The 12081-nt window shown below is 36.2% G+C and carries 9 protein-coding genes; 7 read left to right on the top strand and 2 right to left on the bottom strand.

What is annotated here, in order from left to right; translation table 11 throughout:
- Window positions 1-262: 262 nt before the first annotated feature.
- Together AVL50_RS05710 and kduI are read right to left on the bottom strand one after the other, a co-directional pair.
- On the bottom strand, window positions 263-1051 hold the full coding sequence (locus tag AVL50_RS05710; RefSeq protein ID WP_062615525.1) for a gluconate 5-dehydrogenase: 789 nt from the start codon (window positions 1049-1051) through the stop codon (window positions 263-265).
- A 161-nt stretch (window positions 1052-1212) separates the two neighbouring features.
- Window positions 1213-2049: a 5-dehydro-4-deoxy-D-glucuronate isomerase gene (gene kduI / locus AVL50_RS05705; RefSeq protein WP_062615524.1), complete on the bottom strand. Its 837-nt coding sequence runs from the start codon at window positions 2047-2049 to the stop codon at window positions 1213-1215.
- 341 nt (window positions 2050-2390) lie between these two features.
- On the opposite strand from kduI, the gene AVL50_RS05700 reads away from it, so the two are divergent.
- The 7 genes from AVL50_RS05700 (at window position 2391) to AVL50_RS05670 (ending at window position 11980) form a co-directional block, all read left to right on the top strand.
- Window positions 2391-3425, top strand: a complete 1035-nt coding sequence (locus AVL50_RS05700) for a LacI family DNA-binding transcriptional regulator (RefSeq protein ID WP_062615523.1) — start codon at window positions 2391-2393, stop codon at window positions 3423-3425.
- Between the two features lie 60 nt (window positions 3426-3485).
- Window positions 3486-4496 (top strand): sugar kinase, encoded by a 1011-nt coding sequence (locus tag AVL50_RS05695; protein ID WP_063850561.1) that lies wholly within the window; start codon window positions 3486-3488, stop codon window positions 4494-4496.
- Window positions 4497-4791: 295 nt separating this feature from the next.
- Window positions 4792-5634, top strand: a complete 843-nt coding sequence (locus AVL50_RS05690; protein WP_062615521.1) for an SDR family oxidoreductase — start codon at window positions 4792-4794, stop codon at window positions 5632-5634.
- Complete coding sequence (gene uxuA / locus AVL50_RS05685; protein ID WP_062615520.1) at window positions 5634-6857, top strand: mannonate dehydratase; 1224 nt, start codon at window positions 5634-5636, stop codon at window positions 6855-6857. Before AVL50_RS05690 ends, uxuA begins: the two co-directional genes overlap by 1 nt.
- Window positions 6836-7855 (top strand): LacI family DNA-binding transcriptional regulator, encoded by a 1020-nt coding sequence (locus AVL50_RS05680; RefSeq protein ID WP_062615519.1) that lies wholly within the window; start codon window positions 6836-6838, stop codon window positions 7853-7855. Before uxuA ends, AVL50_RS05680 begins: the two co-directional genes overlap by 22 nt.
- A gap of 237 nt (window positions 7856-8092) precedes the next feature.
- Window positions 8093-9517 (top strand): glucuronate isomerase, encoded by a 1425-nt coding sequence (gene uxaC / locus AVL50_RS05675; RefSeq protein ID WP_062615518.1) that lies wholly within the window; start codon window positions 8093-8095, stop codon window positions 9515-9517.
- 585 nt (window positions 9518-10102) lie between these two features.
- Window positions 10103-11980, top strand: coding sequence for a helix-turn-helix domain-containing protein (locus AVL50_RS05670; protein WP_157491160.1), 1878 nt, complete (start codon window positions 10103-10105; stop codon window positions 11978-11980).
- Window positions 11981-12081: the final 101 nt, after the last annotated feature.

Below are 12081 nucleotides of genomic sequence, written 5' to 3'. Positions count from 1 at the left end.
ATAAAGAAGAGCGTGAAAAACATCATTCTATACAGTAATGTTTTTTACTTTTTCACTCTCAAAAATTACCTATTAGAATAGAATCAGGAATTCATTTCATGGTATAAAATGGACTCAATAGGCCTTTTTTGGAAGTAAAACTTTTGAAGTGAGATAAGGAGAATTGAAAAGCAGATTAGGAATAGGTTATAAGAAATGGATTTAATCAATTCCATTTTCAATTCTCCCTTTATGAAGTTCTTTAATAGGTAAGGGGAGAGACTTATTCCTCTCCGTGAGGTTTACCGATTGTGGCTAAAATACCTCCATCCACATATATTACTTGCCCATTGACAAAGTTGGATGCGGCAGAAGATAAGAATACAGCCGTACCTGCTAGATCTGATGGATCACCCCATTTTCCTGCAGGTGTTCTGTTGAGAATAAATTCATTGAAAGGATGACCATCTACACGGATTGGGGCTGTTTGTGAAGTGGCAAAATAACCTGGCCCAATTCCATTAACTTGAATGTTGTATTTCGCCCATTCAGTGGCAAGGTTTCTTGTCAACATTTTAAGTCCACCTTTAGCAGAAGCATAAGCACTGACACTGTTTCTTCCCAACTCACTCATCATTGAACACATATTGATAATTTTACCTTGTCCTCTTTCTACCATTCCCTTCGCTACATATTTTGACATGATAAATGGACCTACAAGGTCAATATCAATTACTTGTCTGAAGTCGCTTACTTCCATTTCCAATGCCGGAGTACGCTTTATGATCCCCGCATTATTCACCAAAATATCAATCCCTCCAACTTCAGCTTCAATTTTTGCGATTCCTTCTTTTACTTGTTCTTCTTTAGTAACATCAAATGCGTACGCTGCCACTTCAATGTCGTTTGCTAAATATTCTTGTACTGCAGATGATAGTTTGTCTTCAAATACATCGTTGATTACAATTCTCGCTCCTGATTTTGCTAAACCTGTTGCAATAGCCATCCCTAGGCCATGTGTACCGCCTGTTACCAAGGCAACTTTACCTGCTAAACTAAATGCTTGTGTCATAATAATATTGTTTTGTAGATGATAGAATAATAGAAGCCACAACAACCATAATTTTAAGATCATAGCTTGTTGTTAGTTTAGTAATGTTGTTGTGGCTTAATAATAAAGACTAACTGTTTTTTGTTCTCTGTTAAACTAAAGAGTAATAGTAGTTAGGGTAATTATTTTAATTCGGTAATGGCAAACTTATCCATGTCGTCGTAGTCTAAGTTTTCACCTGCCATTCCCCAAATAAATGTATAGTTGCTAGTTCCTGCTCCTGAATGCATTGACCAAACTGGCGAAATAACCGCCTGCTCATTATGCATCCAAATATGTCTTGATTCTTCTTTTTGTCCCATAAAGTGACAAACTGCTTGCTCTTTTGGTACTTCGAAGTAGAAATAAACTTCCATTCTTCTATCGTGTACGTGACCTGGCATTGTATTCCAAACACTGCCTGACTTTAACTCTGTCATTCCCATTTGCAATTGACATGTATCTACTACAGAATTGACCAATAATTTATTGATGATTCTATGGTTTGAAGTTTCAGGAGTACCTAGTTCTACTTTTTCCGCTTCTTCCTGTGTGATTTTCTTTGTGGGGTAAGCTTTGTGAGCAGGAGTAGAGTTTAAATAAAATGATGCAGGTTGTGCAGTATCAACACTTTTAAAAGACACTTCTTTCACGCCTCTTCCTACATAAAGTGCTTCTTTGAAGTTTAAAGTGTAAACATCTCCGTCTACAATAACAATTCCTTGGCCTCCCACATTGACAATACCTAGCTCTCTTCTTTCCAAGAAATAGTCTGCTTTCAAAGGATCGATTGGTTGTAGCTCCAATGTTGTATTGACAGGCTTTGCTCCTCCAACAATATATCTGTCTTCATGAGAATAAGTCATTTTTATACTGTCTTCTTCAAATACCTTTTCAATTAAAAAATGCTCTCTTAATTGTTGAGTGTCATATTTCTTGGCATCCGAAGGATGTACCGAATATCTACTTTCATACTTCATGTCTTCGCTATTTAAAAAAAAAAATACAATCGATTGTACAATAATTCAAAAATAAAAAACCATGCTTTTTGGTTTCTTTGATGATGTAATATTACAAATGATTGTTTTACAATTCCAAATTTTTGGCAATAAAAATACAATCGATTGTATTTTTCGGAATTTAATTTCATCTTTGTTGAAGTTATTTATTGTTCTTAAACCTTATGTAAACTCTATTAATTAGTATTTTTGTGAGGAGTTTAAGTCAATGATTGACAAATCACCATTAGTCAATAGATTAAGTCAAACAGCTAGACTTTTTGTGTACTTACACTTCATCAAAAAGGACAGAGCAAGTAATTATGGAGAATAAGAAATCGGTCACTATACATGACATCGCAAGAGTATTGCAAATAGATAGTTCTACAGTATCAAGAGCATTGAATAACAATCCTAGAGTATCTGCAAAAACAAAAAAGATTGTGCAGGATAAAGCAAAGGAAATGCACTATAGACCGAATACTTTGGCCTCAAATCTTAGAACTCAGAAGTCTAATACGATTGGAATTATTGTCCCTCATATTACGAAATACTTTTTCTCAACTGCAATCAGCGGTATAGAAGAGGAGGCTCACAAAGCGGGTTATAATGTTATTATCTGTCAGTCAAAAGACTCTGAAGATTTGGAAGCGAAAAATATTAATACATTACTTTCCAGTAGAGTAGACGGGATTTTGTTGTCGCCTGCGATCAAAACCTCCACTATTGATCATATACAGAAAGCAATGGAAAGTAACATTCCGATTTTCTTTTTTGATCGATACATCAAAGAAGTGTCTACCACAAAGGTCATTACTGATGACCGTATCACTTCTAAAGAGTTGGCGTTACACTTGTTGTCTCAGGGAATTAGAAAATTGGCGGTGCTCACAGGTGATACAAAGGTGAGTATTTATGATAATAGAGTAAAAGGTATTTATGATGCTTTCAAAGAATCTGGTTTAAATACAGAGAGCAAGTTGATTATGCAGCAGATCAAACTTGACATTGATGAAGCACATGAGGCCATCAATAAATGGGTTGAAAAGAAAGTAGATTTTGATGCTGTATTTGCCATGAATGATATGGCGGCAATTGGAGCACAAAAAGCATTGCAGGAAAAAGGATTCAAAATCCCAGAGGATGTTTTAGTCGCTGGATTTAGTAATGAACCTATTGCCAAGTTGGTGAGCCCTCCAATTACGACAGTGCATCAACCTGCGGCTGAAATTGGAAAATTGGCCGCTAAGAAAATCATCAATCATATTCAAGAAAGCGATAAAAGTATATTGGCGTCTGAAACTGCTGTTTTGGATAGTGAATTGATTATCAGGGAGTCTACCTTAAGAAAAAAATAAGGATAGACAGATTTACGGCAAGGCTCCTTTCAAAAATAAACAACACTAATTTTTTTAATAATGAAAAACAAAATCATATGCTTTGGGGAAATAATGCTGAGGTTATCCCCTCCAAATCATCAAAAAATTGAACAAGCTGATACTTTCAATGCCACTTATGGTGGTGCAGAGGCTAATGTAGCTGTATCATTAGCACATTTTGATCAGTCAGTCTCTTTTGTAAGTAGAATTCCCGAAAATCAATTGGGTGATACTGCTATTGCTCAATTGAGAAAACATGGAGTAGATACAAAAAATATTGTGAGAGGCGGTGAAAGACTAGGGAGTTACTTTCTTGAAATAGGTGTAATGCATCGTACTTCTCAGGTGGTATATGATAGGGCATACTCTGGATTTGCTACTTTAAAAGAAAATACAATCGATTGGATTAAAGTATTTGAAGGAGCAGAGTGGCTTCACTGGTCAGGTATTTCTCCTGCCGTATCAGCAACGGCTGCAAAAGTATGTTTTGAGGCACTTTCAGCAGCAAAGAAAAAAGGACTTACAGTCTCATGTGATTTGAATTACAGAAGTAAGCTTTGGAAGTATGGCAAAGGTCCAAAAGAAATTATGCCTCAATTGATTGAACTGACAGATATCGTATTAGGAGGGAAAGAAGATGCGAGAATCATGCTGGGTGTTGAATTTGAGGAGAATGATGGATACGATAGTGCGCCGAGAAGAATCAAAGAACATTTTCCTCACTTGAAAATGGTTGCTACAAGTTTGAGAAAGTCTTATTCGGCCTCTCATAACAATATTTCTGGTGTTTTATTCGATGGCATTGAAGAATTCCGTTCCACTGCATATGATATGCCTTTTATGATCGATAGAGTGGGAGGTGGAGACGCGTATATGGCAGGGTTGATTTATGGCTTTATAAATTATACTGATGATCCACAGAAAATAATAGATTTTGCTGCCGCCGCGTCTTGTTTGAAGCACACAATTCATGGTGATGCAAGTTTGACAAAAGTAAGTGAGGTGGAAGGTATAATGGGAGGTAAAGACGCAGGATTGGTGTCAAGGTAAATTGATGCTCAAATGTATCAAGTCAAAAAACACGATTTATGTTTTTATTATAATGTTTGTATGTAATTAAGGTTCTTTCCCTGGGTTTTATGAGCCTCTAATCGTATTTCAAGTCAAATTGAAAAAGGGTTAGAGGCTTTTTTGTTATATATATTAAACTACTTCATTTTAGCGTGTAATTCATCTTTTTTGTCTAATTGTCTTTGAAAAATATTTAAAATTTTGATTAAATATAAAAATGCTCTGTATATTTATGATGTAATACATCATTTGTGTATAATTAAAAACACATAAAATGGCAAAACTAGCATTTACTGACTTAAAAGATAAAGTTGTGGTTGTGACTGGAGGGGCAGGTGTATTAGGATTAAGCATTTGTAAAGCATTTGCAACACATGGAGCTAAATTGGCAATTGTGGATCTTAATCAGGAGAAGGCTGAGAAAATGGCGGCGGAGATTAGAGAGGAATTTGGGAACGTTAATATTGGTTTGACGGCCAATGTATTGAATAAGCAATCGCTGTTGGACGCAAAAGATATTATTAATAATGAATTGGGAAGTATTGATATTTTAGTCAATGGTGCTGGAGGAAATCACCCTAAAGCAACTACACAAGTAGAGCAGATGGTGGAAGATAATGAAGAGGGAACATTCTACGATCTAGATTTAGAAGGCTTTGATTTTGTATTTGACCTGAACTTCAAAGGTACGTTGCTTCCTTCTATGGTCTTTACTAAAGATATGATTGGGAAAGGAAACAAAGGTGTGGTATTGAATATTTCTTCGATGAACGCTTATAAGCCTTTGACAAAAATTCCAGCTTACTCGGCAGCAAAATCGTCGATCAACAATTTCACAGAATGGTTGGCGATGCACTTGGCGCCACAGGAAATCAGAGTCAATGCCATAGCACCGGGTTTCTTTATCACGGATCAGAATAGATTTTTAGTGACCAATGAGGACGGTTCTTATACCGAAAGAGGTCAGAAAATTGTAAATGGAACACCAATGGCAAAGTTTGGGGAACCAGAAGATGTTCAAGGAGCAGTCCTTTATTTATGCTCTGATATTTCTTCTTTCGTGACCGGAATATGCATTCCAATTGATGGTGGTTATAACGCATATAGTGGAGTATAATGAAAAATTTAGGATTAGAACAAACATGGAGATGGTACGGGCCAAATGATCCTGTATCGTTATTGGACATTAAGCAGGTAGGTGCCACGGGTATTGTTTCTGCATTGCATCATATCCCTAATGGAGAGGTTTGGACAGTAGAGGAAATCATAAAGAGAAAGGAAGTGATTGAGGCAGTGGGGTTGACTTGGTCAGTGGTAGAAAGTGTACCTGTTCATGAAGACATTAAGAAGCAGACGGGAGATTACAAATTGTATATCGAAAACTATAAACAGTCGATCAAGAACTTATCGGCTTGTGGTATCGATACGGTTTGCTACAACTTTATGCCGGTTTTAGACTGGACAAGAACAGATTTGTCTTATAAAGTAGAAGATGGTTCGGAAGCATTGCGTTTTGATGTGTATGAATTTGCCGCTTTTGAGTTATTCTTATTAAAAAGAGCAGGAGCAGAGGAAGTGTATTCAGCAGAAGATCAAGAGAAAGCAAAAGCTGTTTTTGATCAGATGTCAGAAGGTAAAAAAGCAGAGTTGGTGAAAAACATCATTGCAGGTCTTCCAGGTGCAGAAGAAGGATATACTTTAGAACAATTCCAATCTGTATTGGACAGTTATAACGGCATTGATGCTCAGAAATTAAGAGAGAATTTAAGGGATTTCTTGGCTGAAATTGTTCCAGTAGCCGAAGAGCAAGGCGTGTACTTAACCATTCACCCTGACGACCCTCCTTATCAAATTTTGGGATTGCCAAGAGTGGTCAGTATAGCGGAGGATGTGGCTTGGTTGTTTGAGCAAGTGCCATCATTACATAATGGCTTGACTTTCTGTACAGGTTCTTTTGGTGTGAGATCAGATAATGATTTGGTGGAAATGGTGAAACAATTTGCTGATAGAATCAATTTTATCCATCTTAGAAGCACAAAAAGAGATGATATCGGTAACTTCTACGAAGCCAATCACTTAGAAGGAGATGTGGATATGTTTGGTGTGATGAAAGCACTTTTAGAAGAACAATCCAGAAGAATAAACGAAGGGAAAGGAGAAGTGAGAATGCCAATGCGCCCTGATCATGGACATAAAATGTTGGATGATTTGGTGAAAAAGACAAATCCAGGTTATTCTGGTATTGGTAGACTGAGAGGATTGGCGGAGTTGAGAGGACTGATGCATGGAATAATTTTATCTGAACAAAAAGAAGTATTGTGCATAGAAGAAAGTCTATAAGAATTCAAGAGATCGCAGAAAAGGCAGGTGTTTCAGTAGGTACCGTGGACCGTGCGCTTCATGACAGAGGAAGAGTGGCACAGAAAACAAAGGACGTTATTATGAAAATCGCCGCCGAGTTAGGCTACGCCGTTCCTAAAACCCTTGATAGGAAAATGGCCATTGGTGTTTTACTCCCTGATCCGAAAACCAATTCGTACTGGGAAAAACCATTGGAAGGTATAGTACAAGCTGCTGATCTTTTGAACGATACAGGCTTATCCATCCACCTTCAACTTTTTGATTACAACAGTGAAACAGACTATTTAGAAAAGGGTCATCTGCTATTGAATGAGAAGCTGGAGGGGATGATTGTCCACCCCAAATATAAAGAGGCCACTTTTGAGTTGATTCGAAAAGCGGAGCAGGAAGAAATGAAACTGGCTTTTATCAATTCAAATATTACGGAGATTGCGCCTGATTATTTTATTGGTCAGAACATCGAAGCATGTGGTGCATTGGTAGGAAGATTAATTGAGATTTCTACCAGAGAAAAAGAGGATATTTGGGTGGTGAACCCTTACCATGATGAACGTTTGCCGATCTCTTTCCAAAGAGAAAGAGCAGTGGTGAACTTCCTTACAAAAAGAGGACAGGATAGATCCAATATTGTGATTATTGACCTTCCACTAAAAGACGAAAAGGCATCTTCTATTTTTGAAGGTAAGGCAAAACCAAAGGCAATCTATGTTACAAATTCCAGAGTAGCGGAATCCTATGCTCTGATCAAAGAAGTACAGCATTTTGATGATCAAGACACTGTTTTTATAGGTCATGATTTATTGGAAGAAAATAAAGCACTTTTGAAATCAGAGAAAATCGATTTTCTAATCACTCAAGACTCTGTAAGGCAGGGAAGAGAAGTACTGGAAAATCTCTACAAAATATTAAAAAGTAAACAACATAAGAAAATAGAAACACTATTGCCTCCATCATTAGTGACAAAGGAGAATAGCTAAATCTTCATCATCAGCCCACGACTTAAGTCGTGGGCTGGTGATGAAGCAAAGAGCGTACTTACACAATGGTGTTGTGCGGTGTATTCTATTTTCAGATACTGATCTTTTTTTGAGTTAAGAGTTAAGGTGGTTCGTACAGACTTGGCAATACAACTTCCGAACCACAACACGATCCACTTTCTTCATTCTTAATTCTTCACTCAAAAAAATGTTCGTGTCGTATTATAAAATACTAACATGAAACCATTTATACACGAGGATTTTATTCTCGATAATCAATACGCTAAACAACTTTTCCACGATTATGCGAAGGATATGCCTATCATAGACTACCATAATCATCTCTCTACAAAAGATATTGCGGATGATAGACAATATCAGAATATCACGCAAGCATGGCTGGAAGGAGATCACTACAAGTGGAGAGCGATGAGGGCGAATGGTGTCAGCGAAGATTACATTACAGGAAATAAGTCAGAAAAAGAAAAGTTTTTGAAATGGGCGGCGACGGTCCCTCATACTTTAAGAAATCCATTATTTCACTGGACACATTTAGAGTTATCGACTTATTTCAATATCAATACTTTATTATCTCCTTCTTCAGCAGAAGAGATTTATGAGCAAACATCACAACTATTACAGCTTGAAGAAAACAGTTGTAGAAATTTGTTAGCTCAAAAAAATGTAAAGCTAGTAGGGACTACAGATGATCCAACAGACACATTAGAAGATCATCAAAAAAATAATAGAGAGAATAAGGCAACGATGGTTTGCCCGACTTGGAGACCTGATAATATATTGGGGATCGACAAAGGACAAGATTTTTTAAACTATGTAAGTCTCCTGGCAGAAGTGGCCAATAAAGAAATTACTTCCTATGAGATTTTATTGGAAGTGCTGAAAGAAAGAATGGCTTATTTCGATACTGTGGGATGTAAAATGTCAGATCATAGTCTATCAGAAGTACCTGTAGGAGATGCTGAAATTGAAGAAGTAGAAGGTATTTTTAAAAGAGCGTTAAAAGGTGAAATATTGACTAAAGCAGAACAAAATGCTTATAAGAAGCACCTTTTGATTGAGATGGGGAAAGAGTACCACCATTTAGGTTGGGCGATGCAGTTACACGTTGGTGCTTTAAGAAATAATTCTGAAAGACAGTTTAAAAACTTAGGTCCAGACACCGGTTTTGATTCTATTTCAGATGTCAACCATGTTATTCCACTTTCAAAGATTTTAAGTGATATGGACTTGAAAGGTCAATTGCCTAAAACTATCATTTACAATCTCAATCCCGCGGATAATTATCCCATGGGTACGTTGGTTGGAAACTTCCAGGACGGCATCACTCCAGGTAAAATTCAATTGGGTTCAGGTTGGTGGTTCTTAGATCAAAAAGAAGCCATGGAATGGCAAATCAACACCCTGTCCAATATTGGTCTATTAAGCCGATTTGTGGGGATGCTCACCGATTCCAGAAGCTTTTTATCTTTTCCAAGACACGAATATTTCAGAAGAACACTGTGTAACTTATTAGGAAATGATATTGAAAAAGGACTGATTCCAAATGATATGAAATGGGTAGGTGGATTAGTACAAGATATTTGCTATAACAATATCAAAGAATATGCATTCTCTGATTTAGAGCTTAGTACTAGTACATGAGGAGCTAATAAAGATTTGTAATGGAAGAAAAGTAGCTGTAAGTCTGGGGTGTGATCCAGTCTCAGAAATAGGACAAGCTGAAGAGTTGAAAGTGGAATTAGTCAAAGTATTTCCTGTAGCACAAGTTAGAGAATCAGGTTTGGTAAACCATGTCTGTGATCGAGTATTATGTCACCAGGAAGGGAAGAGATAGAGAAGGGAAATCTTGCTTCATGATTCAATGCAGGAGTATATTTCGTAGGAATTAGTTCCAATTTGATGGTAAAAGATGATAGAAACAATATCGATTATAATGAAATAAAAACTTAGACAGCACAAGCCATTAATGACTTTAGAGATATCCAACAATAAATAATGGTAGGAGGTAAGAAATTTAGTTTTGATAGGGGATAATCTACAATTCTGAATAGAAAGTCATGTAATGTTGAAATTAATTGAAGAAAAAATGTAATCTTTCATGGGTTATTTTTAATTTCAAGTTGTTTTAAAAATGAGAGTATTTTAAAACCACTCAATAATTATCTAACCGCGTTAATTGATTAGACTTAAATAAGTTTTCAATACCATCGACTAGCATGAAATAGGATGAATTACAAAACACTACTACTATTTTACTTTTTTCTGACTTTTTTGAATTTTTCAGGATACTCCAATTCGGAAAATGGAGAAATGGTTTTTAAAGTCATTTACCTTCCTGAGTTCACACCTGACTCCTCTGAAATTTATTTAGCATCATCATTGAATGAATGGTCACCCAATGACGAGCGGTTTCGGTTAAAAAGAAGTCATGACGGGTATTATTACCTCAAAATTCCAAAAATTAAGGAGCCTTTTCAGTATAAATTTACAAGAGGGTCTTGGGCCACTGTGGAAGCCAACGAAAATGGTAACCTCAAAGGAAATCGTTATTATGATCCCGAAAGTCCTTCATTGATAGAAGTTCAAATCTACTCTTGGCAAGATTTAGCAGATGAAATGGATCAGAGAATTCAGTTGATCGTCACAGAGTTGCCAAAAGAAACACCTTATGATGCGAGTCTCTTTGTGGTGGGCGATTTTAATAATTGGAAACCGTTGGATTTGGAAAGTAAAATGGTCAAACATGCGGATGGATTTTATTATTTGACTTTGCCGAAAGACTTGAAAAAGTTTGAATATAAAATAACCAGAGGTTCATGGGGATCAGTAGAGGGAAGAGATAACGGTAGAGCAATTCCTAACCGTGTATATGATGTAGAAAAAGACGGTTGGAAGAAAACAATAAAAATAAGTTCTTGGGAAGATTTGTCTGGGAGCACCACTACTCCGTATATGTTTTTATTACTGTTAGGAGCCTTTCAGGGGTTACTTCTGATTTTCTCTATTTTTGGTATTCAAGAAAATAATAGAAGAGCCAATGTGGTTTTAGCGGTATTGATTTTATTTACATCCATTGCTCTAATGTCAAGAGTGGCAATGTACTACAGAGATATTTTTCAGCTCTTTCCAAAGATCTATCTCATTCCAGAGATGATATTATTGATTTATGGACCTTTGTTTTTTATTTACATTAAGCAACTCACAGAGTCTGAATCAAAATCAAAAGAAATATTTTTTCGATTGATTCCATTTGGCATTCAAGTGTTGTGTTACTTGCCAATGTTTGCCCTGTCTAATGATGAGTTTGAACATGGGGTTTTAAACCTGCATTACAGCTTATTTTTCAACATAGTTGGTGGAGTAGGATTGGCTTTCAGTGCCTATTATTGGTGGAAATGTAAGTTGTTCTTAAATTATCAACATCAGCATAGCATGAATATCCTTTCAGAGGAACGTAATATTAATTACCTCAATGGTGTAATGTTGGTCTATGCCACGTGCCTGATCATTTGGTTTTTGATGTATATAGTGGGAGCCGGCGCTATGATTTTCAACTATGATCCTCAAGATATCATTAACATGCTGACGGATACGTTATGGTTAATTATTGCATGTATTTCATTCATTATGGGTTACTATGCAATGAATCAGCCAGAGATATTAAGAGTGGCAGAGGAAGAGGAATTGAAAAAAATAGTGGAAGCAACTGTAGAGGTAGAGGTGGAAGAAAAAGCACAGCAAGGCCTTACAGATGAGCAACTTCAATTGAAAGAAAAACTAGCTCAGGAAATGAATGAGCATAAATTATATACCAATTCAAGACTGACTTTACCGGAACTTGCTCATCATCTCAAAACCAGTACGCATGACATCTCGAAGGTGATAAATGATGGCTATCAAAAGAATTTTTATGATTTTATCAATGGGTATAGAATTAACGCATTTATAGAAGAAGTTAATAATGATAAGCAACAAGAGTTAACTTACTTAGGACATGCCTATAATGTTGGATTTAACTCAAAAACAGCCTTTAACAGGGCATTTAAGAAAGAAAAACTAAAAACTCCAACACAATATTTTTCAGCTTCAAAGAGTTTAGTATAGCCTTGAAATAAGTTAATTTTTTATAATTAAATGATTTATTGAGGAATATTAATCTTGAAAAATTTAGTTCCCAATGTTTATTCTATTATATTTATAATTAA

Source organism: Flammeovirga sp. SJP92 (assembly GCF_001583495.1).
Taxonomy (GTDB): Bacteria; Bacteroidota; Bacteroidia; order Cytophagales; family Flammeovirgaceae; genus Flammeovirga.
The sequence above is the reverse complement of the archived record's forward strand: the minus strand, read 5'-3'. Positions and strand labels throughout refer to the sequence as shown.